The organism is Streptomyces sp. 63XJN7_1_ISO-PGPR-S23-121, from assembly GCF_056173025.1.
In genome coordinates, this window is sequence record NZ_CM149653.1 from 2,386,703 (window position 1) to 2,409,201 (window position 22,499).

Annotated in this window: 21 protein-coding genes and 1 pseudogene; 11 read left to right on the top strand and 11 right to left on the bottom strand. The window is 72.5% G+C overall.

The genetic code is table 11. The annotated features are described in order from the left end of the window. Nucleotides 1-133 precede the first annotated feature (133 nt). From AC0VYN_RS10540 to AC0VYN_RS10550, 3 genes are all read right to left on the bottom strand, one after another. Nucleotides 134-1,612 carry a catalase gene (locus AC0VYN_RS10540; protein ID WP_475535758.1) on the bottom strand — a complete coding sequence of 493 codons (1,479 nt, stop codon included), beginning with the start codon at nucleotides 1,610-1,612 and terminating at the stop codon, nucleotides 134-136. 175 nt (nucleotides 1,613-1,787) lie between these two features. Further along, nucleotides 1,788-2,702, bottom strand: a complete 915-nt coding sequence (locus AC0VYN_RS10545) for a 2-hydroxy-3-oxopropionate reductase (RefSeq protein WP_475535759.1) — start codon at nucleotides 2,700-2,702, stop codon at nucleotides 1,788-1,790. A gap of 31 nt (nucleotides 2,703-2,733) precedes the next feature. Beyond that, complete coding sequence (locus tag AC0VYN_RS10550) at nucleotides 2,734-3,573, bottom strand: TIM barrel protein (RefSeq protein WP_475535760.1); 840 nt, start codon at nucleotides 3,571-3,573, stop codon at nucleotides 2,734-2,736. Between the two features lie 141 nt (nucleotides 3,574-3,714). Between AC0VYN_RS10550 and AC0VYN_RS10555 the strand changes: the two genes are divergently transcribed. The 8 genes from AC0VYN_RS10555 to AC0VYN_RS10590 all read left to right on the top strand — a co-directional run bounded on the left by AC0VYN_RS10555 (nucleotide 3,715) and on the right by AC0VYN_RS10590 (nucleotide 10,968). Then, nucleotides 3,715-3,966, top strand: coding sequence for a YkoF family thiamine-binding protein (locus tag AC0VYN_RS10555; protein ID WP_107481878.1), 252 nt, complete (start codon nucleotides 3,715-3,717; stop codon nucleotides 3,964-3,966). After that, a complete protein-coding gene (locus tag AC0VYN_RS10560) occupies nucleotides 3,963-4,331 on the top strand; it encodes a helix-turn-helix domain-containing protein (protein ID WP_385463245.1) in 369 nt (122 codons plus the stop codon). The genes AC0VYN_RS10555 and AC0VYN_RS10560 overlap by 4 nt, the downstream gene beginning before the upstream one ends. Nucleotides 4,332-4,480: 149 nt before the next feature. Continuing rightward, nucleotides 4,481-4,987, top strand: coding sequence for a 2-oxo-4-hydroxy-4-carboxy-5-ureidoimidazoline decarboxylase (gene uraD, locus AC0VYN_RS10565; RefSeq protein WP_475535761.1), 507 nt, complete (start codon nucleotides 4,481-4,483; stop codon nucleotides 4,985-4,987). Nucleotides 4,988-5,035: 48 nt separating this feature from the next. After that, nucleotides 5,036-5,437, top strand: coding sequence for a hydroxyisourate hydrolase (gene uraH, locus AC0VYN_RS10570; RefSeq protein ID WP_475535762.1), 402 nt, complete (start codon nucleotides 5,036-5,038; stop codon nucleotides 5,435-5,437). 7 nt (nucleotides 5,438-5,444) lie between these two features. Then, on the top strand, nucleotides 5,445-6,380 hold the full coding sequence (gene pucL, locus AC0VYN_RS10575) for a factor-independent urate hydroxylase (RefSeq protein ID WP_475535763.1): 936 nt from the start codon (nucleotides 5,445-5,447) through the stop codon (nucleotides 6,378-6,380). A 64-nt stretch (nucleotides 6,381-6,444) separates the two neighbouring features. Beyond that, the gene (locus tag AC0VYN_RS10580; protein ID WP_475535764.1) at nucleotides 6,445-7,854 is read left to right on the top strand and encodes a nucleobase:cation symporter-2 family protein; all 1,410 of its coding nucleotides are present in this window, start codon (nucleotides 6,445-6,447) and stop codon (nucleotides 7,852-7,854) included. A 69-nt stretch (nucleotides 7,855-7,923) separates the two neighbouring features. Further along, nucleotides 7,924-9,312, top strand: coding sequence for an 8-oxoguanine deaminase (locus AC0VYN_RS10585; RefSeq protein ID WP_475535765.1), 1,389 nt, complete (start codon nucleotides 7,924-7,926; stop codon nucleotides 9,310-9,312). A gap of 267 nt (nucleotides 9,313-9,579) precedes the next feature. Continuing rightward, complete coding sequence (locus AC0VYN_RS10590; protein ID WP_385463226.1) at nucleotides 9,580-10,968, top strand: nucleobase:cation symporter-2 family protein; 1,389 nt, start codon at nucleotides 9,580-9,582, stop codon at nucleotides 10,966-10,968. 74 nt (nucleotides 10,969-11,042) lie between these two features. On the opposite strand, the gene AC0VYN_RS10595 is transcribed toward AC0VYN_RS10590, so the two are convergent. The 4 genes from AC0VYN_RS10595 to AC0VYN_RS10610 form a co-directional block, all read right to left on the bottom strand. After that, nucleotides 11,043-11,465 (bottom strand): acyl-CoA thioesterase, encoded by a 423-nt coding sequence (locus tag AC0VYN_RS10595; protein ID WP_385463223.1) that lies wholly within the window; start codon nucleotides 11,463-11,465, stop codon nucleotides 11,043-11,045. 52 nt (nucleotides 11,466-11,517) lie between these two features. Next, nucleotides 11,518-12,165: a hypothetical protein gene (locus tag AC0VYN_RS10600; protein ID WP_475535766.1), complete on the bottom strand. Its 648-nt coding sequence runs from the start codon at nucleotides 12,163-12,165 to the stop codon at nucleotides 11,518-11,520. A gap of 36 nt (nucleotides 12,166-12,201) precedes the next feature. Then, the gene (locus tag AC0VYN_RS10605) at nucleotides 12,202-12,801 is read right to left on the bottom strand and encodes a histidine phosphatase family protein (protein WP_475535767.1); all 600 of its coding nucleotides are present in this window, start codon (nucleotides 12,799-12,801) and stop codon (nucleotides 12,202-12,204) included. Nucleotides 12,802-12,912: 111 nt separating this feature from the next. After that, a complete protein-coding gene (locus tag AC0VYN_RS10610) occupies nucleotides 12,913-14,121 on the bottom strand; it encodes a pyridoxal phosphate-dependent aminotransferase (RefSeq protein WP_475535768.1) in 1,209 nt (402 codons plus the stop codon). A gap of 87 nt (nucleotides 14,122-14,208) precedes the next feature. Between AC0VYN_RS10610 and AC0VYN_RS10615 the strand changes: the two genes are divergently transcribed. After that, a complete protein-coding gene (locus AC0VYN_RS10615) occupies nucleotides 14,209-14,847 on the top strand; it encodes a winged helix-turn-helix transcriptional regulator (protein ID WP_475535769.1) in 639 nt (212 codons plus the stop codon). A gap of 42 nt (nucleotides 14,848-14,889) precedes the next feature. Here AC0VYN_RS10615 and AC0VYN_RS10620 read toward each other — a convergent pair whose 3' ends face one another. From AC0VYN_RS10620 to AC0VYN_RS10630, 3 genes are all read right to left on the bottom strand, one after another. Beyond that, complete coding sequence (locus AC0VYN_RS10620) at nucleotides 14,890-15,690, bottom strand: hypothetical protein (RefSeq protein WP_475535770.1); 801 nt, start codon at nucleotides 15,688-15,690, stop codon at nucleotides 14,890-14,892. Beyond that, nucleotides 15,690-16,964: a vWA domain-containing protein gene (locus AC0VYN_RS10625; RefSeq protein WP_385463205.1), complete on the bottom strand. Its 1,275-nt coding sequence runs from the start codon at nucleotides 16,962-16,964 to the stop codon at nucleotides 15,690-15,692. Before AC0VYN_RS10625 ends, AC0VYN_RS10620 begins: the two co-directional genes overlap by 1 nt. 62 nt (nucleotides 16,965-17,026) lie before the next feature. Further along, a complete protein-coding gene (locus AC0VYN_RS10630; RefSeq protein ID WP_475535771.1) occupies nucleotides 17,027-18,523 on the bottom strand; it encodes an IucA/IucC family protein in 1,497 nt (498 codons plus the stop codon). Nucleotides 18,524-18,640: 117 nt separating this feature from the next. On the opposite strand from AC0VYN_RS10630, the gene AC0VYN_RS10635 reads away from it, so the two are divergent. Then, nucleotides 18,641-20,179, top strand: a complete 1,539-nt coding sequence (locus AC0VYN_RS10635; RefSeq protein WP_475535772.1) for an IucA/IucC family protein — start codon at nucleotides 18,641-18,643, stop codon at nucleotides 20,177-20,179. An 82-nt stretch (nucleotides 20,180-20,261) separates the two neighbouring features. Here AC0VYN_RS10635 and AC0VYN_RS10640 read toward each other — a convergent pair whose 3' ends face one another. Then, nucleotides 20,262-21,755, bottom strand: coding sequence for an extracellular catalytic domain type 1 short-chain-length polyhydroxyalkanoate depolymerase (locus AC0VYN_RS10640; RefSeq protein WP_475535773.1), 1,494 nt, complete (start codon nucleotides 21,753-21,755; stop codon nucleotides 20,262-20,264). Between the two features lie 346 nt (nucleotides 21,756-22,101). Between AC0VYN_RS10640 and AC0VYN_RS10645 the strand changes: the two are divergent. Continuing rightward, nucleotides 22,102-22,212: pseudogene (locus AC0VYN_RS10645) on the top strand (HipA family kinase); the annotation flags it as partial. Nucleotides 22,213-22,499: the final 287 nt, after the last annotated feature.

Here is a 22,499-nt window from a genome sequence, read left to right on the forward strand (position 1 = left end):
TGGGCCGCCGCGGTCCTCGCCCTGCCCGCGCCGGCACCGGGCGGCCACCCCTCATCCGGGCCGTTCCGGTGCCTGCGCGGGCCGCGCACACGGTCCTGACCTCCCCGTCAGGTCCCGTGGGCGAGCTGGTGGATCAGTCCTCGCGCAGGGCGCGGACCGCCTCCTCCACGCGCTTGCCGTACTCCGGGTCGGCGGCGTGGAAGTGCGCGAGGTTCTTCTGGATCACGTCCTCGCGGGAGACCTGGGACAGGCCGCCGGCGATGTTGGCGATCAGCCGCTTCCTCTCGTCCCCGGACATCAGGCGGTACAGCTCACCGGCCTGGAAGAAGTCGTCGTCCTTGGTGTGCAGCGGCGCCTCGTGGGTGCCGGTGTGGCCGGAGACGGGCAGCGGGGCGGCCAGCGGGCGGCCGGTCTCGACCGGGCCGTCGTACGAGTTCGGCTCGTAGTTCTTCGCGGCACGGCCCTGGGAGTTGGACGCCATGAACCCGTCCCGGCCGTAGTTGTCCGCGCCGCCGGGCACGGCCTTCGGGGCGTTCACCGCGAGCTGGGTGTGGTTGACGCCCAGGCGGTAGCGGTGCGCGTCCGCGTAGGCGAACAGGCGGCCCTGGAGCATCTTGTCGGGGGAGGGACCGATGCCCGGAACGAAGTTGTTCGGGGAGAAGGCGGCCTGCTCGACCTCGGCGAAGACGTTGTCCGGGTTGCGGTCCAGCACCAGCCGGCCCACGCGGCGCAGCGGGTAGTCGGCGTGCGGCCAGACCTTGGTCACGTCGAACGGGTTGAAGCGGTAGTTCGCCGCCTCGGCGACCGGCATGAGCTGCACGTGCAGGGTCCAGGACGGGCGCACGCCCCGCTCGATGGCCTGCACCAGGTCCGTCTGGTGCGAGGTCGGGTCCTGGCCCGCCAGCTCCTGTGCCTGCTCGGCGGTCAGGCAGCGGATGCCCTGGTCGGTCTTGAAGTGGTACTTGACGAAGAAGGACCGGCCCTCGGCGTTCGTCCACTGGTAGGTGTGCGAGCCGAAGCCGTCCATGTGGCGATAGGACGCCGGGATGCCGCGGTCGCCCATCAGCCAGGTCACCTGGTGGGTGGCCTCGGGGGAGTTCGCCCAGAAGTCCCAGACGTTGTCCGGCTCCTGACGGCCCGTGAACGGGTCGCGCTTCTGCGAGTGGATGAAGTCGGGGAACTTGATCGGGTCCTTGATGAAGAACACCGGGGTGTTGTTGCCGACGAGGTCGTAGTTGCCCTCCTCGGTGTAGAACTTCACCGCGAAGCCGCGCGGGTCGCGGACCGCGTCCGCGCCGCCCAGCGAGTCGGCCACCGTGGAGAAGCGCAGGAAGACCTCGGTGCGCTTGCCGACGGTGCTCAGGAAGTCGGCGTGCGTGAAGCCGGTGACGTCGTCGGTCACCTCGAAGTGGCCGTAGGCGCCGGATCCGCGGGCGTGCACCACGCGCTCCGGGATGCGCTCGCGGTTGAAGCGCGCGAGCTTCTCCAGCAGGTGCTGGTCCTGGATCAGGAGCGGGCCGCCGATGCCGGCGGAGGCGGAATTCTGGTTGTCTGCGACCGGGGCGCCGGACTCCGTGGTGAGAGTCCGCGTCGTGAGCACGCGCTGCGACATCGGGGACCTTCCGTGCGAGGGGTCAGCGGAAAACTGTTTCCGCTTCGTGGAGCCTAGGTTTGGGGTGCTGAGCACGTCAACAGTTTGTTGAAGTGGGTTCCGGGCGGCGCCGCCGCTCGGGCGCGACAGGACAGGTGTCAGCGGCGGCGCCACCCGGAGATCTCGGGGCGGTGCGTCAGACCTGGGCGCCGGACAGGCGCTCCACGGCCCGCAGCAGGGCCGAGTGGTCCAGGCCGCCGTCGCCCTGGGCGCGCAGGGAGGCGACCAGCTGGGCGACCACGGCGCCGACCGGCAGCGCGGCGCCCACGTTGCGGGCGGCGTCGGTGACGATGCCCATGTCCTTGTGGTGCAGGTCGATGCGGAAGCCCGGCTTGAAGTCGCGGGCCAGGAAGTTGTCCTTCTTCCGCGTCAGCACGGTCGAGCCGGCCAGGCCGCCGTTGAGGACGTCGAGGGCCGCCTTCAGATCCACGCCGGACTTCTCCAGGAAGACCACGGCCTCGGCGCACGCCTGGATGTTCACGGCGACGATGAGCTGGTTGGCGGCCTTCACGGTCTGGCCCGAGCCGTGCGGACCGCACAGCACGATGGTCTTGCCGAGGGCCTCCAGGATCGGCTTCGCCTCGTCGAAGTCGGCCTGCCCGCCGCCGACCATGATGGACAGGACGGCCTCGATCGCGCCGGCCTCACCGCCGGAGACGGGGGCGTCCAGGACGCGGATGCCCTTGTCCTCGGCGGCCTTCGCGAGGTCCACGGAGGTCTGCGGGGTGATCGAGGACATGTCGACCAGCAGCGCGCCGGACTTCGCGTTCTCCAGGATGCCGTCGGGGCCGTAGGCGATGGCCTCGACCTGCGGCGACGCGGGCACCATGGTGATGACGACGTCGGCGTCGCGCACGGCCTCGGCGATCGAGCCGGCCGCGGTGCCGCCGGCTGCGGCGAGGCGGTCCAGCTTGTCCTGCTCCAGCGTGAAGCCCGTGACCTGGTAACCCGCCTTGATCAGGTTCTCGGACATGGGGGAGCCCATGATGCCGAGGCCGATCCACGCGATCGTCGGGCGGGCCGGGTGGGAGGAGTCGGCGAGGTTGCTCATGATGGGGTGCCTTCCGAAAGAATCAGGGGTGTCAGCGGGCGGCGCGGGCTTCGCGGGGCAGCCAGTCGAAGGCCTCCGCGCTCGGGCGGTCGCCCGGCTTGTACTCCAGGCCGACCCAGCCGTCGTAGCCGGCCTTCGCCAGCCGGTCGAGCAGCTCCTCCAGGGGGAGCGAGCCCGTGCCCGGAGCGCCGCGGCCGGGGTTGTCGGCGATCTGCACGTGACCGGTCTTCGCGGCGTACGCGTCGATCACCCGCGTGAGGTCCTCGCCGTTCATGGACAGGTGGTAGAGGTCCATGAGGAACGTGGCGTTGCCGAGTCCGGTGGCCTCGTTGACCTTGTCGACGACCTCGATCGCGGCCGGCGCCGACACCAGCGGGTACAGCGGCGACTCGGGCTTGTTCAGCGCCTCGATCAGCAGGACCGCGCCGATCCGGTCGGCCGCGCGGGCGGCCAGGACCAGGTTCTCCAGAGCGAGCCGGTCCTGCTCGGCCGGGTCCACGCCCTCGACGCGGTTGCCGTACAGGGCGTTGAGCGCCGTGCAGCCCAGCGACTTGGCGAAGTCGGCGGCCACGTCGACGTTGGCGCGGAAGCGGTCCGACTCCTCGCCGGGGACGGAGAGGGCGCCGCGGTCGGGGCCCGGGAGCCGTCCCGCGTAGAAGTTCAGCCCGGTGAGCTGGACGCCCGCGTCCTCGATCGCCTTCTTCAGGGCGTCGAGCTCGGACCGCTCGGGGGTGGGGGAGTCGATCCAGGGCCACCACAGCTCGACCGCGGTGAAGCCGGCCGCGGCGGCGGCCGCGGGGCGCTCCAGGAGCGGGAGTTCCGTGAAGAGGATCGACAGGTTGACGTTGAAGCGCTGGTCTTCGAATCCCATCGGGTGCCGCGCTCCCTTCCGTTGCGAGGGTGTTTCCGTATTACGGAAGTTTGTTTCTGCTTAACGGAAGATTGCCGAAGTCGGGCGGAGCTTGTCAAGAGGGGGCGGCGAAGATCGGGCACGGCGCGTTAGGTTGACCGCGTGCGATTGAGAGTGGAGTTCACGACCGAGCCCTTCGACCTCGACGAGGCGCCCGCCCACGCGGTCGTCGCGCGGGAGGTGGTCGAGGCGGCGGAGCTGGACGAGGTCGACGTCGGCCCGTTCGGCAACACCGCCGAGGGCGGTGCCGACGCGGTGCTCACCGCCGTGGACGCGCTGCTGCGCCGCTCCCTGGAGGCCGGCGCCACCCGGATCTCGCTCCAGGTCAACGTGGTCGAGGAGGGCGAGCGGTGACCGGCCCCGGTGAGGAGCCCTTCATCGCGGCCGTGAAACCGCTGATCGACGCCATCGGCGGCGAGCTGCTCCCGCCGGACGAGGCGGGCCAGGACGACGTCGTGCTCGCCTGGGAGGGCGCCGACGTCGTCGCCGTACGGCTGCCCCAGCTCGCCGACTCGCTGGACCACATCCTCGCCGCCATGGAACGCCGGCGCGGCAGGCCGCTGGCCGAACTGGACCGCAGGGCCAAACAGGAGGTCGTCCGCACGCTGGAGGCGCGGGGCGCCTTCGCCGTACGGCACGGCGTCGAGACCGTCGCGAGCGCGCTGGGCGTCAGCCGCTTCACCGTCTACAACTACCTCAACCGCGAGAAGGACTCCTGACCTGCACAGGAGCTCCACGGAGCGCGCCGCCGTCCGGTAACCGGGCGGCGGCTTTTGTTACCCCGAATTTTCAACAAAGTGTTGACGCGTTGTTTCCGAGGGCGTTAGCTATCGGCACGCCCGTTCAGCACAAGGCCACGGAGGCTCCCGTGACGTCCAGTTCAGCGTCGGGCCTGGCTCGTTTCAACGCATCCGAGGAGACCGCGGCACTCGCGGAACTCCACGAGGTGTGTGCCTCCACGGCGTGGGCCCGGCAACTGATCGCCGCCCGCCCCTTCACCACCACCGAGGACCTCTTCACCGCGTCCGACGCCGCCACGGCCGAGCTGACCGCGGCGGACCTCGGTGAGGCGATGGCCGGGCATCCGCCGATCGGCCGCCCCAGGCCCGGCGACCCCACCTCCTCCCGCGAGCAGGCGGGGATGGCCGGGGCCGCCGCGGAACTGAAGGCGGAGATGCTCGAACTGAACCTGGCCTACCAGGAGAAGTTCGGCCACGTGTTCCTCATCTGTGCCACCGGCCGGACCGGCGAGCAGATGAGGGACGCGGCTCTGGAGCGGATCGGCAACTCGCCCGAGCAGGAACGGGAGATCGTACGCACCGAACTGGGGAAGATCAACCGTATCCGGCTGGCCCGGCTGCTCGACACCGCCTGACCCGCCGCACGCCGACCGGCCTCGCCGCACACCGCCAGAGGACATCGCATGAGCACCGACACCACCGCTTCCGTGTCCACGCACATCCTGGACACCAGCGTCGGCCGCCCCGCCGGGGGCGTCGCCGTCCACCTCTCCGCCCGCGGCGGTCCCGAGGCGGACTGGCAGACGCTCGGCGGCTCCGCGACCGACGCGGACGGGCGGTGCAAGGACCTGCCGGCACTGCCGGAGGGCACCACCCACGTACGGCTCGATTTCGACACCGGGACGTACTTCGCCAAGAAACAAGCCGCGGCCCAGCAGGACGCCCCCGCGCTCCGGGACAGCGAGAACGGCCGGCCGGTGTTCTTCCCCGAGGTCACCATCACCTTCGCGGTGGTGCCCGGTGAGCACTACCACGTTCCGCTGCTGCTCAACCCGTTCGGCTACTCCGTTTACCGAGGGAGCTGACCGACACATGACCCGTTTCGTCCTGGGACAGAACCAGTACGGCAAGGCAGAGAACCGCGTCGTGAAGATCACGCGTGACGGCGACACGCACCACATCAAGGACCTGAACGTCTCCGTCGCCCTGTCCGGCGACATGGAGGAGGTCCACCGCAGCGGTTCGAACGCGAACGTCCTGCCCACCGACACCACCAAGAACACGGTGTACGCCTTCGCCAAGGAGCACGGGATCGAGAGCGCCGAGGACTTCGGCGTCAAGCTCGCCCGCCACTTCGTGGACAACACCGAGTCCATCTCCCGGGCCCGCATCCGCGTCGAGGAGTACGGCTGGGAGCGGATCGAGACCTCCAAGGGCGGCGCCCGCTTCGTCGGCTCCGACGAGATCGCGCACTCCTTCGTCCGCACGGGCCAGGAGACCCGCGTCGCGGAGATCACCTACGACGGCCACGGCATCCAGGTGCTCTCCGGGTTCAAGGACCTGACCGTCCTGAACACGACCAACTCCGAGTTCTGGGGCTACCTGAAGGACAAGTACACCACCCTCAAGGAGGACTACGACCGCATCCTCGCCACCACCGTCTCCACCTGGTGGCGGCACAACTGGGACGGCATCGACTCGCACGCCCCGGACTGGGAGCGCTCGTACAACGGGGTGCGCAAGCACGCGCTCCAGGCCTTCGCCGAGACCTACTCGTACTCGCTCCAGCAGACCCTCTTCGAGATGGGCGTGCGAGTGCTGAACTCCCGTGACGAGGTCGACGAGATCCGCTTCTCGATGCCCAACAAGCACCACTTCCGCTCGGACCTGTCGCCCTTCGGGATCGACAACGACGCCAAGGACGGCGCCGTCTACTACGCCGCCGACCGCCCCTACGGCCTGATCGAGGCCACCATCCTGCGCGACGGCGCCGAGCAACTCATCCCGGTCGACATGACCAACCTCTGACGCGGGAAGCGCGCCCCCGGCCGGCCATCCGGGCCCGGGGGCGCGCCACACCGGAGGGAACACCATGGCACTGCCTGCGAAAGGGCCCGCCACAGGCCCGGTCTCCACCCCGCCGGAGCACATCGAGGACGCCGTCACGTCCGTGCACCCGGTGGACGAAAGGCTCCACCCCTCGCGGCTCGTCCCCGCCGCGCTCCAGCACATCGCCGCCATGTACGCGGGCGTCGTCACTCCTCCGCTCATCATCGGCCAGGCCTGCGGGCTCGGCCTCGAGGCCCGCACCCGGCTCATCGCGGCCTCGCTGCTCATCGCCGGCGTCGCGACCCTGCTGCAGACCCTCGGCGTCAAGGGCTTCGTCGGCAACCGGCTGCCCTTCGTCAACGCGGCCTCCTCGGCCGGCATCGCCCCGATCCTCGCCATCGCCGAGACCAACTCCCCGGGCCACCAGCTCCCCGCCGTCTACGGCGCGGTGATGGTCGCGGGTGTCTTCTGCCTGGCCGTCGGCCCCTTCTTCGGACGGCTGCTCAGGTTCTTCCCACCGCTGGTCACCGGCGTGGTCATCACCCTGATCGGCGTCACGCTGATGCCCGTCCCGGTGGGCTGGGCCCAGGGCGGTGACAAGACCGCCGCCGACTTCGGCTCGATGGGCAACCTCGCGCTCGCCGCCTTCACCCTCGGCGTCATCCTCGGGATGCAGCGCTTCGGCCGGGGCTTCCTCCAGCAGGTCGCCCTGCTCCTCGGCCTGCTGATCGGCACCCTGGCCGCCATCCCCTTCGGCATGGCCGACTTCAGCGCCCTGCGGACCGCACCGGTCGCCGCGCTGCCGACGCCCTTCGCCTTCGGCGCCCCCGAGTTCCAGCCCGCGGCCATCCTGTCGCTGTGCATCGTGATGCTGGTCCTGATGACCGAGTCCAGCGCCGGCATGCTCGCGCTCGGCGAGATCTGCGACCGCCGCGCCGACGCCCGGGTCATCACCCGCGGCCTGCGCACCGACGGCCTCGCCACCCTGCTCGGCCCCGTCTTCGGCGGCTTCCCCACCTCGGCCTTCGCCCAGAACGTCGGCGTCGTCTCCCTGACCCGGGTCCGCAGCCGCTACGTCGTCGCCGTCGCCGGCGCCACCCTGCTGGTCCTCGGCGCCTTCCCGGTCCTCGGCGCGGTCGTCTCCCTGGTCCCCATGCCGGTCCTCGGCGGCGCGGGCATCGTCCTCTTCGGCTCCATCGCCGTCAGCGGCATCCGCACGCTGTCCGAGGCCGGACTGGACGACAGCTCCAACATCATCCTGGTCGCCGTCGCGCTCGGCGCGGGCATCATCCCGCTGGCCGCACCGACCTTCTACGCCGGCTTCCCGGCCTGGGCGCAGACCGTGCTCGGCTCCGGCATCAGCGCCGGCGCGATCGTGGCGGTCGTCCTCAACCTGTTCTTCCACCATCTCGGCACCCGGAGCGGCAGCACGGTTCCGGCACTCAAATCCTAGGGTCCTGCCGTGCCCCCCTCGTGGGTAACCACCCAGCCCGCGGGCCGCACCGACAGACAAGGAAGCAGCATGGCAGCAGCATCGCCGGCCGAGCGTACGGTCATCGAGAACTGCGCGATCGCCACCGTGGACGCGGACGACACCGAGTACGCCCTCGGTCATGTGGTGATCGCCGGCAACCTGATCGAGTCCGTCGGCGCGGGACCGGCACCCGAGGGCCTGGAGAACGTGGTCCACCGGATCGACGCGACCGGCCACCTGGCCACGCCCGGTCTGGTCAACACCCACCACCACTTCTACCAGTGGATCACCCGGGGACTGGCCACCGACCACAACCTGTTCGACTGGCTGGTCGCGCTGTACCCGACCTGGGCGCGCATCGACGAGCCGATGGTCTACGCGGCGGCCCAGGGCTCGCTCGCGACGATGGCCCGCGGCGGCGTCACCACCGCCATGGACCACCACTACGTCTTCCCGCGGGGCTCCGGCGACCTGTCCGGCGCCATCGTCCGCGCCGCCCGCGAGACGGGCGTCCGCTTCACCCTCGCCCGCGGCTCCATGGACCGCGGCGAGTCGGACGGCGGGCTGCCGCCGGACTTCGCGGTGGAGAGCCTGGACGACGCGCTCGCCGCCACCGAAGCCACCGTCGAGGAGCACCACGACGCCTCCTTCGACGCGATGACCCAGGTCGCGGTGGCCCCCTGCTCGCCCTTCTCCGTCTCCACCGAACTGATGCGCCGGGGCGCCGAACTGGCCCGCCGGCTCGGTGTGCGGCTGCACACCCACGGTTCGGAGACCGCGGAGGAGGAGAAGTTCTGCCACGAACTGTTCGGCATGGGCCCGACCGACTACTTCGAGTCCACGGGCTGGCTCGGTGCGGACGTGTGGATGGCGCACTGCGTCCACATGAACGACTCCGACATCGCCGCCTTCGCCCGCACGGGCACCGGCGTCGCCCACTGCCCCTCCTCCAACGCCCGCCTCGCCGCAGGCATCGCCCGCGTCCCCGACCTGCTCGCCGCCGGCGTCCCGGTCGGCCTCGGCGTCGACGGCACCGCCTCCAACGAGTCGGGCGAACTCCACACCGAACTGCGCAACGCCCTGCTCATCAACCGCCTCGGTGCCCACCGCGAGGCCGCGCTGAACGCCCGCGAGGCGCTGCGTCTGGGCACCTACGGCGGCGCCCGGGTCCTCGGCCGCGCCGCCGAGATTGGCTCCCTGGAGGCGGGCAAGCTCGCCGACCTGGTGCTGTGGCGGATGGACACCCTGGCCCACTCCTCGATCGCCGACCCGGTGACCGCCCTGGTCCTCGGAGCCCCGGCACCGGTCACCGCGTCGTTCGTGAACGGCCGCCGGATCGTCGAGGACGGCAGGCTGCTCACCGTCGACGAGGACTCCGTCGCCCGCTCCACGCGGGACGAGGCGAGGCGCCTCGCGCGGATCGCCGCGCGGGGCTGAACACCGTACGACCGAACACCCCATGATCTCCGGCGAGAGGGACGGCTCCCGCCGGTAGCCGTGGACCCGAGCGGGGTCCACGGTGGCCGTCTCCGGGGTGCGCGCACCCGCGCGCGCCCCGGAACGGTGCCGTTCTCCCCCGACGGACCGTCCCGGTCCCTCCCCCCTCCTCGGCATCGTCCGAGCAGGAGGTACCGCTGCCCACCCGCACCACCTCCCTGACACCCACGTCAGAGTCGACGTGTACCCGACCGGAGGGACGCCGCCGTGGCCGACCACCCTGTTGACGAGAAACTCCCGCCACTCAAGATGGCGACGACCGGCCTGCAGCACGTGGCCGCCATGTACGCCGGAGTCGTCGCCCCGCCCCTGATCGTCGGCGCGGCCATCGGCCTGAGCGCCACCGAGCTCACCTTCCTCACCGGCGCCTGCCTGTTCACCGCGGGCCTCGCCACCTTCCTGCAGACCCTCGGCATCTGGAAGATCGGAGCCCGCCTCCCGTTCGTCAACGGCGTCACCTTCGCCGGTGTCGCCCCCATGACCGCCGTCGTGGCCTCCACCGAGGACAAGTCCGACGCCCTGCCGATCATCTTCGGCGCGGTCATCGTCGCCGGCCTGCTCGGCTTCCTGGCCGCCCCCGTCTTCTGCAAGGCGATCCGCTTCTTCCCGCCGGTCGTCACCGGCACGGTGATCACCCTCATCGGCATATCCCTGCTCCCGGTCGCCTTCGGCTGGGCACAGGGCCCCAGTCCCACGGCCGGCGACTACGGCTCGTCGACCAACCTGGGCCTGGCGGCGATCACGCTCGTCATCGTCCTGCTCCTGCGCCGCTTCACCCGCGGCTTCGTCAAGCAGATCGCGGTGCTGCTCGGCCTGGTCGCGGGCACGCTCATCGCGATCCCGTTCGGCGTCACGGACTTCGGGCCGGTCGCCGACGCGGACGTCGTCGGCTTCCCGACGCCGTTCCACTTCGGCGCCCCGCAGTTCCAGATCGCCGCGATCCTGTCCATGTGCGTGGTGATGGTGGTCTCGATGACCGAGTCCACCGCCGACATGCTCGCCCTGGGCGAGATCGTGGAGCGCCCGGCCGACGAGAAGACCATCGCGGCCGGTCTGCGCGCCGACACCCTCGGCTCGGCCCTCAGCCCGGTCTTCAACGGCTTCATGTGCAGCGCTTTCGCGCAGAACATCGGCCTCGTCGCGATGACGAAGATCCGCAGCCGCTTCGTCGTGGCCGCGGGCGGCGGCTTCCTGGTCCTGATGGGCCTGTGTCCGATGGCCGCCTCGCTGATCGCCGTCGTTCCCCGGCCGGTGCTGGGCGGTGCCGGCGTCGTCCTGTTCGGTTCGGTCGCGGCGAGCGGCATCCAGACCCTGGTCCGGGCGAGCCTGGACAAGGACAACAACGTCCTGATCGTGGCCGTCTCCCTGGCCGTCGGCATCATCCCGATCGCGGCGCCGGAGTTCTACCACGCGTTCCCGGAGAACGCGAAGATCATCCTGGACTCGGGCATCTCGACGGGCTGTCTGGCCGCCGTCCTGCTCAACCTGGTCTTCAACCACATCGGCGGCAGCGGCCGGGACGCGGAGGACGTGACCCATCCGATGGAGGCGGGGGAGGAGATCAGCGAAACGTCCCGCACCGCCGTCGCACCGTGACGGCGGCACCCGGTGCGCCCGGGGCGTTAACGGGGGCCGGCGCCTCGAGGAGAGGCGCCGGCCCTCACCGCGTGCTACAGGCCGAACAGCTCCGGCTGAGCCGCGAGTTCCTTGAACCGCTGCCGCGGGTCGGCCACCAGCCGGCGCTCGCGCAGGTCCATGAGCCCGCCGACCGCCTCGATCTCGGCCGCCACGGTGCCGTCGGCCTTGCGGACGGTCTGCCGGATCCGGAACGTCTTGCCCTCACCCCACTCGAAGACGCAGGTCACCGCGACCTCGTCACCGGCGAGGAGCTCCCGTCGGAAGCGGATCGTCGTCTCCAGGGCCACGGGCCCGACTCCCCGGGCCACCAGGTCGGCCTGCCGGACACCGGCGGCCTGGAGCAGCGACCACCGGGCGTGCTCGGCGTAGTTGAGGTACACGGCCTGGTTCAGATGCCCCTGCGTGTCGGTCTCGTACCCGCGGACGGTCACCGGAACGGAAAACGGCTCGCTCACCACGCCTGCCTCTCCTCGTGGACGTACTGACCGGACGATCGTGGCACGGGCGTCACACCTTCCGCGGAGAGGCCAGCAGATAACGGGCCCGGCTGCGCGGCTCGGTGTGCTCCCCGGTCTGCCAGCCCGCCGCCTCCAGCGTCGCCGCGCAGGCGCCCAGCTCGGTGCCGTCGGCCGCGTGGACGGCGACGGCCTCCGGCTGCGGTGTCGCGCGCACCCGGTACCCGTCGTCGCCGGCGGGACCCGCGGGGCGGTGTCCCGCCGCCTCCAGCGCCAGCGCGGCGGCCCGCACGAGATGCGTCCGCTCCCACCCGCACGGCCGGTCCACGGCCCCGTCCGGATGCGTCATCCGGCGCAGCTCCAGCAGGCCCTCCCAGGCCCCCCGTACCTCGCGCCGGCGCGCCGGCCCGGTGTCGAGCGGCCCGTCCTCCGCGCCCCCCACCCGCGCGGCGAACACGCCGTCGGCGGCAGCGGGGGCGGCGGGCTCCGGAGCCGGTGCCGTCGCCGGCTCGTCGGGCGCCTCCCGTATCCGGTGTCCGGCCGGGGTGAGGAAGCAGTCGTGCGGCGGGCGCGGGTGCCGGAAGGCGAGTCCCCGCCTCACCAGCGCCGCGAGCTGCGCCTGCGTGCCCCGCAGCCGTCCGGTGACGGGGTCGGCGGCGTCGATGACACGTCGCTGCGCGGCGGTCGGCGGTCGTGTCACGGCATCCCCTCTCCTCACCGGCGGCACCTTCGAAGACTACGACGGGGGTCTGACATTCCACGCGGCGATCACCGGCCGCCCGTGCTCCGTTCCCAGCCGGCACAGGGTGCCCGTACCCAGCTGGAACAGTGCCCCGTGGGACGCCGGGAGCCCCAGGTGCCGTGCGGTGAGCACCCGCAGGAAGTGCCCGTGCGTCACCAGCACCACGCACCCCTCGGTGTCGGCGAACGCGGCGTCCACCCTGGCCAGCACCCGGTCGGCCCGCTGACCGACCTGCTCGGGCGTCTCGCCGGGGTGGTCCGCCGGCCCGGGGATGACGCCGTCCGTGAACAGGAACCAGTCCGGCCGGGTCCGCTGGATCTCGACCGTGGTGATCCCCTCGTAGCCCCCGTAGTCCCACTCGTGCAGGTCGGGGTCGACGCGCAGGCCGTGCAGCCCGATCAGCTCGGCCGTCTCGCGCGCCCGCTGGGAGGGGCTGACGAACGCGGCCCCGATGCGGTGCGACCGGATCAACGGCACGAGACCGCGCGCCTGCTTCCGTCCGTTCTCGGTCAGCGGCACGTCCGTCAGCCCGGTGTGCCGCCCGGACCGCGACCACTCGGTCTCGCCGTGCCGGACCAGAAAAAGATCACCCATGGACACCGATCCTCGCACGCCGGACGAGTCGGGTGCGGCCTGTGATCACGGACAGGCTCGCCGACCTCGTGCGGCCACAGGCCGGAGACGGTCCCGCGCTGACACCCGGCCCTACTGGCGGTACCCGCTCAGGAAGCGCCCGATCCGGCCGATCGCCGCCTCGAGGTCGTCCGCGTACGGCAGGGTCAGGATGCGGAAGTGGTCGGGGGAGGGCCAGTTGAAGCCGGTGCCCTGGACCACCTGGATCTTCTCGCGCAGCAGCAGGTCCAGGACGAACCTCTCGTCGTCGTGGATGCGGTGCACCTTCGGGTCGATGCGCGGGAACGCGTACAGCGCGCCCCTGGGCTTCACGCACGAGACGCCGGGGATCTCGTTCAGCTTCTCCCAGGCCACGTCGCGCTGTTCGCGCAGCCGCCCGCCCGGCGCGGTCAGCTCACGGATGGACTGGCGGCCGCCGAGCGCGGCCTGGATGGCGTACTGGGCGGGCGCGTTGGCGCACAGGCGCATGGAGGCCAGCATGGTCAGGCCCTCCAGGTAGTCCCGCGCGTGCTGCCGCGGTCCCGTGACCACCAGCCAGCCGGAGCGGAAGCCCGCCACCCGGTACGTCTTGGACAGGCCGCAGAAGGTGAGGACCACCAGGTCGGGGGCGAGGGCGGCGGCCGAGTGGTGGACGGCGTCGTCGTACAGGATCTGGTCGTAGATCTCGTCGGCGAAGACCATCAGGCCGTGGCGGCGGGCGAGGTCGAGGATGCCCTCGACGATCTCCTTGGGGTAGACGGCGCCGGTCGGGTTGTTCGGGTTGATGACGACGACCGCCTTGGTACGGTCGGTGATCTTCGACTCCATGTCGGCCAGGTCCGGGTACCACTCGGCCTGCTCGTCGCACAGGTAGTGGACGGCCTTGCCGCCGGCGAGGGTCGTCACCGCCGTCCAGAGGGGGAAGTCGGGGGCGGGGATCAGGACCTCGTCGCCGTCCTCCAGCAGGGCCTGCATGGCCATGGAGACCAGCTCGGAGACGCCGTTGCCGAGGAACACGTCGTCCACGCCGACCTCGAGGCCGAGGGCCTGGTAGCGCTGGGCGACGGCACGCCGGGCGGAGAGGACGCCGCGCGAGTCCGTGTAGCCGTGTGCCCGCGGCAGCATCCGGATCATGTCCTGGAGGATCTCCTCCGGCGCCTCGAAGCCGAACAGGGCCGGGTTGCCGGTGTTCAGCCGCAGCACGCTGTGCCCCGCCTCCTCCAGGGCGTCGGCGTGCTCGATCACCGGGCCGCGGATCTCGTAACAGACCTCGCTGAGCTTGTTCGACTGCCGGAACTCCATGCGCCGATTCCCCTCCGGTATCTGGTGTTGCTTGGTTTTACCAAGTGTGAGCTTGGAAAGTCCAACAACGTGTCTACACTGCGTCGCATGTCACCTCGCCGAAGCTACGACCAGTACTGTTCCGCCGCCCGCGCGCTCGACGCCGTCGGCGACCGCTGGACCCTGCTGATCGTCCGGGAGCTCCTCGCCGGTCCGCGGCGCTACACCGACCTGCACGCCGACCTGCCCGGCGTCAGCACGGACGTACTCGCCTCGCGGCTGAAGGACATGGAGCGCGACGGACTGACCACCCGTCGCCGGCTACCGCCGCCCGGAGCGGCGTACGTCTACGAACTCACGCCCCGGGGGCGGGAGTTGCTGCCCGTCCTGGAGGCGCTCGGGGCGTGGGGCGCCGGTGAGCTGGGGGAGCGGCGGCCCACGGACGCGGTGCGGGCCCACTGGTTCGCGCTGCCCCTGCAGCGGGCCCTGCGGGCGGCGGGCGCGGCGCAGGGGCTCGTCGAGGTCAGGCTGGAGGAGGGCGACTTCCATCTGTACGCCGGTGCGGACGAGGGCCCGGTCTACGGTGACGGACCCGCGCCGGGCGAGCCCGACGCCCGGCTGGGCATGGACGCCGGGACGTGCGCGGCCCTCAGCCGCGGGGAGCTGGATCTGCGGGACGCGGTGCGGGACGGGCGCGTCGAGGTGACCGGCGACGGCGCGGCGGCCAAGGCCCTCGGGGAGGGGTGAAACGGCAGGAGGCCCGCCGGGGGCGGGCCTCCTGACCGGGCCTCAGGCGCCCGGCGGCACCCGCGAGGGGCGTCCCGAGCCGCGCGTCAGCGCGTAGCCGCCGATGCCCGCCAGCGCGGCCAGCACGGCGCCGATGCCGGTCCACACCCACCGGTCGGACCACCAGCCCGACGACCAGCCGTCCTCGGGCTCGATCGCGGACAGCACGGCGCCGCGCCCGGAGTCGTCGTCCTGCCCGGACTTCACCGCGACGCCCGGCACCAGCGGCTCGGCCAGCGAGCCGTCCACGGCCGCCGCCCCGCCCATGTCACGGGAGTCGACCCGGACCTCGGCGCCGACCGGTATGCCGAGGTCGGACGTCGGCAGGTTCACCACCGTCAGCCGGACGTAGTACGTGCCCGGCAGCGGGTCGTTGGCCCACGCCTCGGACCAGGCGCGGACCGTGCGCAGCACGCAGGCCAGCTCCACGGAGGGCGTGCCCTCGGCCGCCGTGCGCGTCTGCGCGCCCCACTGGCAGGCCTGGCGGCGGCGCAGACCGTCGTACACGTCGATCCGCCAGGTCTCGGCGGCGTGCTTCTCGGGCAGCTTCACCGTGGCCTTCACGGTCGGCCGCTGCTCCGCGTCCGCCGGGAACGACCAGTACAGGTAGTCGCCCGCGGAGCCGCTCGCCGTGGCCCGCTGTCCCTGCTCGATCTCCGTCGCCGTGCGGAAGGACGTGCCCGCCGAACTCGGCGCGCCGCCGTCGCCCGACGGGCTCGCGGAGGGCGAGGAGTCGGCCGCCGCGGGCGCCGCGGCGAGGCCGAGCAGCAGCAGGCCGGCGCTCAACACTCGGGTGATACGCATCAGTGGGTCCTCCAGACCGCGAACCGCCAGCGCGACAGCCAGCCCCACAGCAGACCGGCGAGGAAGCCGACGAGCACCAGTACGCCCAGCAGCCACCAGCCGCGTCCGAGGCCGAAGGCGGCCACGTCGGCGGCCTGGTTCGGGCCGTCCACGACGTCGACCGTCAGCTCCAGCGGCAGACCCGGAGTGGTCTTCACGCCGGGCGCGACGGAGAAGGAGTTGGTGACCTGGAGGCACACGGTCTCCGCGGCAGGCTTGTCCGTATCCGCGTCGTCGATCTCCGGCTTCGGGTAGCGCAGACCGGTCGAGACCACGTCCGTACGGCCGTTGTCCGCCGCCTCGCCGCGCACGATCTCCCGGCCGTGCACGGTGACCGCCCGCAGCAGCACGCCGTAGGACGGATTCACGGCCCGGTCGGCGGACACGCTCACCGAGGCGCGCAGCTCCTCGCCGGGCAGCACGTCCACCCGGTACCAGCGCTGCTTCCCGAACTCCTCGCGGTCGGTGTACAGCCCGGACTTCAGCGCGGGGGCCTTCGCACACGCGTCGGCGCCCTCGACGGCGACCGGGGTCACCACCGGGTCGGCCGCGCGATCCACCAACTGGTTCACCTTGTCGGTGAGTTCGTCGGTGTGCTCCACCGAGGTGTAGGTGCCGCCCGTCGCCTCGGCGATGCAGCTCAGCTGCTGCCGCATCTTGGCGTTGGGGACCAGGCCGAGCGTGTCGATGGTCAGCCCGATGCCCTTGGACGAGATCTCGCGGGCCACCTCGCACGGGTCGAGCGGGGCGCAGGTGTCCTCGCCGTCGCTGATCAGCACGATCCGCTTGGAGCCGGTCCCGCCGTCGAGGTCGCCGGCGGCCTTGAGCAGCGCGGGCCCGATGGGCGTCCAGCCGGTGGGCGACAGGGTCGCCACCGCGGTCTTGGCCTCGGTGCGGTCCAGCGGGCCGACCGGGTAGAGCTGCGCGGTGTCCTTGCAGCCGGTCGCGCGGTCGTCGCCCGGGTAGTCGGCGCCCAGCGTCCGGATGCCGAGCTGCACCTCCTCGGGCGTCGCGTCGAGCACCTCGTTGAACGCCTGCTTCGCCGCGGCCATCCGCGTGCCGCCGTCGATGTCCCGGGTTCGCATCGACCCGCTGACGTCGAGCACGAGATCGACCTTCGGCGCGTCCTCGCCCGTGGGTTCACCGGCGGCCGCACCGGCCGGCAGGGCGATCCCGGCCGTCAGTGCGGCGAGCAGAGCGCAGACGCCCGCCGCCAGCCGTTTTCTTGTGATCATCGGCGGATCCTATTGACCGCGACTGCCGTGCTCCAAAACGAGACCGCCCGGATGCCGCAACGTCACTTGGCGGAAAGGGGATTGGGCAGCTCTGCCCACAAGTCGCCCTCCGTGCCCGGCGACATGCGCATCAGCGTCAGCGCCTTCACCGGCAGCGGCTCCTCACGCAGCGCCACGAGGTCCGGCGTGGACGGCAGTTCGCCGACGGCCGAGTCCAGGGCCGCGCCCAGCACCGCCCCTGATCCCGCCGCCCCCGCGAGAGTGCCGGCGACCAGCGAGCCGAACAGCTTGCGGCGCAGGGCGGCCGGATCGTCGGTGAGCATGCGCGCGGGCAGGTCCGGGGCCGCCATGCCGTGCCGGGCGAGCCGGGCCGGGCTCACCCGGATGTCGGCCAGGTCGCGGTAGACCAGGCGAAGCGGCTCGCCCGACGCCGAGAGCACCACGAGCAGGTTCTGACCGTGCGCCTCCAGCGCCACGCCCAGCTCGAGCAGACCCAGCCCGACGGTGAGGCAGAGGCGCGCGAAGCCGGCCAGCCATGCGGCGGACCGCGGCAGCCCGGTGGCCGCCAGCGCCGCCACCGGGACGACGTGCTCGCCGGCCGCCGCGTACGCGCCGGGCGGCTCGCGCAGGACGGCGGCCAGGTCGGGGGAGTGCGCGGTGGCCGCGCCCAGGGTGCGGGTGACGTCCAGCAGCCCGTCCGTGCGCCCCGCCATCGCCCGGCCGAACGCCGACAGGGTGTCCGACGCGGCGACCGAGGCGACGGAGATGTCCCGGACCGAGGACGTCAGCCGTGCGCTCAGCGCCGTCTTGACGTGCGGACCGCCGGGCACCGCGAGCGTGCGCAGGGACATCAGCGGATGCGCGGGAAGCGTCGCCTCGCCCGGCCGTTTCAGCACGTGGGCGGCCTGCCACGGATGCACCGGGATCAGCAGCCGCCCCCCGTCCCGGAGCTCCGGCGGCCACACCCCCGTCACCAGGCACCCGGCCGCGGGGACGGGGACCAGCCCGAGCGCCACGACCGGGCCGTGCTCGGGCCCGTAGGCGAGCTGCTCGGCCACCGAGAAACCCGGCCGGGACCGGCAGGCGGGGTGGAACGGATGACCGTCGACCACCCGCTGCTCCCAGCCCCAGTCGCTCTCCGGCCACTCGTCCGGGTGATCCTGCCCGGCCCGCGACAGGGCCATGGACGCGACACTGTGCCCGAGTTCGGCGGCGAAACCCGCCGAGTGCGGCACGGCGAGGTCCGTCACCAGCCGCGCGGGGTCGTCGTACGGGGTCCCGCCGAGCCGCACCGAGGAGACGTACGCGTCGGTGCGGTACGGGTCGGCGGCCGGGCCGCGCAGCCGCCGGCCGTCCCCGAGGCGCAGCACGAGGCCGCCCCGCGCGGACTCCCGGCCGATGATCCACGGCAGCGGCTCGTGGGCGAGCGCCCGCCACAGCCGGGTCAGCACGGCGGCGCGGGCGCCGGGCAGCTCGGCCCTGTACCGAGGGACGAGACCGGGCCGGACGACGGCCAGTTCGTCGGCGACCTCGGCCTCGGCGGTGGCGGGACGGTGCACGGGCGGGCTCCTCGGGTACGGGACGGGTACGCGGGCGGGACGAGCGGGACGTCACGGCGATCGGACCACGGCGGACATACTGATCGTCCCCGCCCTCTGACAGACCGTAGGGAACGAGTGGAACGCGTGGATCTCCTGCCCCCGTCCTCCGGCGCCGACGCCGCCTCGCCGGACGGCGTCGCGGAACGTGCCGACGCCCACGCGGCGGTGCCGTTGCTGAACTGCCTGCTGCGGGAGGTGGCCGAACCGCGCCCGGCCTCCGGCGACCGGCCGGTGTACCGGCTGCCCGGCGGCCGGCTGCTCCGGGTCCGCGGCGGCCGGCGTCCCGCCGAGCCGGAGGTGCGCGCGGCGGACGGCTGGCACCGCGTCGGCCACGCCGAACTGGTGAGACTCGTCGCCGAGGAACTGCGCCGGCACACCGGCCTGCCCAACCACGAACTGCCCACCGAGATGACCGACAGCCGGGACGCGGTCGCCGCGCTGCTGACCGCCCGCGCCGGTGCGGCCCCGCCCGACGACCCGTACCTGCGCTCGGAGCAGTCCCTGCTCACCGGCCACACCCACCACCCCGCCCCCAAGGCGCGCGGCGGCGGCCCGCACGCCGGCTGGCTCCCCTACGCGCCGGAGGCCCACGCCCGTTTCCCGCTGGCCCTGCTCGCCGTGCGGGCCGACTCGGTGGTCGAGGAGGGCGACACCAGCGCCCTGGACGCCCTCGGAGCGGCCCCGCCCGGGTACCGGCTGCTGCCCGCCCACCCCTGGCAGCTCGGCCTGACGGCGACGGCCCTCGCCCCGGCCTTCGCCGACGGACGGCTGATCAGGCTGGGCACGACCCCGTTCCCGGTGTGGCCGACGGCCGCGGTCCGCACGGTGTACGCGCCCGAGTACCCGCCGGGTCGGGACCTGTTCCTGAAGTTCAGCCTCGACGTGCGCATCACCAACGACATCCGCCGCCTGTGGCGCCACGACCTGCTGAACCTGCGCCGCACCGACACGGCCGTCACGGAGGCCTTCGCGTCGGTCGGTCCGCCGGCGGCCTGGCTCTCCGACCGCGGCTACCGCACCGCCGACTTCGCCTTCGAGGAACTCGCCGTCGTGGTCCGCGACGGGCTGCGCACCGGCCTGCTGCCCGGTGCGACCCCGCTGCTCGCCGCGGCCCTCGCGGAGGGCTTCCCCGGCAGCCCCCTGGCGGCCGCGCCGGACCCCGCGGCCTGGTGGGAGGCGTATCTCGACGCCGTCGTCCCGCCCGTCCTGACCGCCTTCGCCGACGACGGCGTCGTCCTGGAGGCGCACCTGCAGAACACGCTGGTCGCCGTGGACGCCGGCGGCACCCCGGTGCAGGCCCTCTTCCGGGACGCGGAGGGGGTCAAGCTCCTCCCGGACATTCCCCGCGCGGCCGCATGGGAGCGGCTGGTGTACTGCCTGGTCGTCAACCACCTGCTGGAGATCGCCGGCGCCCTCGCCGAACACCACCCGGGCCTCGACCCGCGGCCCGCCCTGCGCGCCGCCCTCGCCCGCCACGACCTGCCCGAGATCCCGGCGCTGCTCACCGCCCCGGCCCTCCCCGCCAAGACGAACCTCCTGCTGCGCTGGACCAACGCGGACGGCGCCGCCGCGCGCTACCGTCCGCTGCCGAATCCGCTGCTGCCCGGGGCGTGAGACCCGGCGCACTCGGGAAATCCCGAGCGCGGCCGGTACGGCGCCGTGTCCTCACGCACCTCGGTGTCGCCGCCGTCGGGGGTCAGGCCGGACAGCCGGAGTCCGCGAGGACGTAGTAGCCGGGAGCGGTCTGCTCCAGGGTGTGCGTGGTGAACGTGTTCCACAGCCCCATGGGCTCGTCGGAGCCGCTGGCAAAGGTGTATCCGCCGCTCTGGTGGGCGCGCCCGGCGGCCGTGTGGGCGTAGTTGCTCGCCGTGTGGCACGAGGGCGTGTATCCGGTGGTGGTCGCGGTCACCGGTGAGGACGCCGCACCCGTCGCGCCCGCGGCGTCGACGGCCGCCACGGTGTAGTGGTGGGCCGTACCGGCGGCGAGACCGGTGTCGGTGTACCCGGCCGACGTGGTGGTGCCCACCGTCGTCCCGTCGCGCCGGACGGCGTAGGACTTCGCGTCGGCGACCGGCTGCCAGCCCAGGGTGACCGTGGTGTCGGAGACCGCGGTGACCGTGAGTCCGGTGGGCGCGGGCAGGGTGCCCGTGTCCGGGGCGCCGCCGTCGAGGCCCCAGAAGCGGGCGGTGTGGTAGCTGGAGCAGATGGTGTCCAGGTAGTAGGTGCCCGTGCTGCCGCACTGTTCCGGGCCGGTGCCCGGATCGACGGCGAGTCCGTGGGCCATGCCGGAGACGGAGTAGACCTCGACGGCGGGCCGTCCGGCGGGGTCGTCGTAGACGCTCAGCGTGGTGCCCCCGCCCAGGCTCTCGGTGCGGGAGGGCGTCTGGCCGGTGCCCCACACGTCGGTCCACTGGTCGCGCAGTTCGGTGGCGTTGGCGGGGCGGACGGTGGTGTCGGCGGTGCCCTGCCAGATCGCCACCCGGGGCCAGGCGGCCGTACCGGCGGGGGCGGCGGAGCGCACCAGGTCGCCCCACTGCGCCGGAGTCCTGTCCGGTGGGCTGTACATGCAGGTGTACGCGCTGGAGACGCTGTTCGCGCAGTACGCGGGCAGGCCCGAGTCCACGGCGCCGCCGGCGAACACGTCGGGGTAGGCGGCGAGCATGTTCGCGGTCATGCCCCCGCCGGCGGACAGACCGGTGATGTACACGCGCCGGCTGTCACCGGCGTACAGCGAGACGGCCTTGTCGACCATCTGCCTGATCGACAGGGCCTCGCCCCGCCCCCGCGCGCTGTCGCCCGGCTCGAACCAGTTGAAGCACGAGTTGGCGTTGTTGCCGCTGCTCGTCTGCGGGAGGACCAGCGCGAATCCGTAGCGGTCGGCGATCTTTGGCCAGCCGGAGTGCGTGTAGTAGTCGTTCGCGCTCTGCGTGCAGCCGTGCAGGGCCACCACCAGCGGGGCGCCGGCCGGCAGCCCGTCGGGCGCGTAGGTGTACATGGACAGGGCGCCGGGATTGGTGCCGAAGCCGGTGACCTGGGTCAGGCCCCCTGAGGCGGACGTGCTCGGCCCCACGGCGAGCAGACCGCCCGCGAGGACCAGGACGGCTCCGGCCACGGCGGCGAACCGGCGGCGGACACGAGCGGCGAAGCGGCGGCCCTGCGTGCGGCGGGCCGGAGGATGTGACTGCCCCATGACTGCCTCCTCGGGGATGAACCCGTCCGGCGCCGCTGCCGGCCGCGGACGGGACGCGGTGTGCCGTGCATCATGCGGGCACGCTCGGCGGCGGTGACATGGGGGAGGCGGCCAGGCTTGCGGTGAGCCCTGTGTGACGGGCGTCCATGGCCGGTGCGCGGCCGGCCGTGTATGGCGGGACGCCCGCGGCCGGGCCCCGGCCGGCAGCCGTGGGGGCGCCGGGGGCACTCCGTGCCGGCCGGCACCCCGGTTACCCTGGTCCCTTCATGCCGGAGGCCGCGACGGGCGGCGGACCGGCGCGGAGCTCCCAGGGACGGCAGGGCGAAGAGATGCTGCGGGCAGGGAAATGCTGACAGAGGTCACCGCGCCCCGCTACCTCGAGCCCCTGCACACCGGCGGCTCCGTCCCCGGCGTCGTCGAGGCCGACGACCTGGGCACCTACGTCGTGAAGTTGTCTACGTGGTAGCGCTGACCTGCATCGATGCGGCTGTACCCACCACTGACCTGTGCGGATGAGTCTTTCAGCGTCTTTCAGAATTGTGCCGCGTTACACGGTCGATTCTCCCCACGCGCTCCCCAGGGCCGGCGATACTCCCCAGATTTTCCCCAGGAAGTGACGTTGCGGCGGGCCCGGTGGCATGGGACGTCATGCCACCGGAGGCGCTGCCAAGGACACGTTGAGTGACTGCCTGCGAGGGCAGGGCAGAAGCCTGGCGCCGAGGGATGAGCGCAAGGCGTGAGTCT

Excerpts from the sequence above, each read along its gene's own strand:
- AC0VYN_RS10625 (WP_385463205.1), bottom strand. The coding sequence starts at position 16,964 with ATGATCACAAGAAAACGGCTGGCGGCGGGCGTCTGCGCTCTGCTCGCC.
- AC0VYN_RS10605 (WP_475535767.1), bottom strand. The coding sequence starts at position 12,801 with ATGGGTGATCTTTTTCTGGTCCGGCACGGCGAGACCGAGTGGTCGCGG.
- pucL (WP_475535763.1), top strand. The coding sequence starts at position 5,445 with ATGACCCGTTTCGTCCTGGGACAGAACCAGTACGGCAAGGCAGAGAAC.
- AC0VYN_RS10585 (WP_475535765.1), top strand. The coding sequence starts at position 7,924 with ATGGCAGCAGCATCGCCGGCCGAGCGTACGGTCATCGAGAACTGCGCG.
- AC0VYN_RS10550 (WP_475535760.1), bottom strand. The coding sequence starts at position 3,573 with ATGGGATTCGAAGACCAGCGCTTCAACGTCAACCTGTCGATCCTCTTC.
- AC0VYN_RS10610 (WP_475535768.1), bottom strand. The coding sequence starts at position 14,121 with ATGGAGTTCCGGCAGTCGAACAAGCTCAGCGAGGTCTGTTACGAGATC.
- AC0VYN_RS10545 (WP_475535759.1), bottom strand. The coding sequence starts at position 2,702 with ATGAGCAACCTCGCCGACTCCTCCCACCCGGCCCGCCCGACGATCGCG.
- AC0VYN_RS10580 (WP_475535764.1), top strand. The coding sequence starts at position 6,445 with ATGGCACTGCCTGCGAAAGGGCCCGCCACAGGCCCGGTCTCCACCCCG.
- AC0VYN_RS10620 (WP_475535770.1), bottom strand. The coding sequence starts at position 15,690 with ATGCGTATCACCCGAGTGTTGAGCGCCGGCCTGCTGCTGCTCGGCCTC.
- AC0VYN_RS10640 (WP_475535773.1), bottom strand. The coding sequence starts at position 21,755 with ATGGGGCAGTCACATCCTCCGGCCCGCCGCACGCAGGGCCGCCGCTTC.
- uraH (WP_475535762.1), top strand. The coding sequence starts at position 5,036 with ATGAGCACCGACACCACCGCTTCCGTGTCCACGCACATCCTGGACACC.
- AC0VYN_RS10540 (WP_475535758.1), bottom strand. The coding sequence starts at position 1,612 with ATGTCGCAGCGCGTGCTCACGACGCGGACTCTCACCACGGAGTCCGGC.
- AC0VYN_RS10615 (WP_475535769.1), top strand. The coding sequence starts at position 14,209 with ATGTCACCTCGCCGAAGCTACGACCAGTACTGTTCCGCCGCCCGCGCG.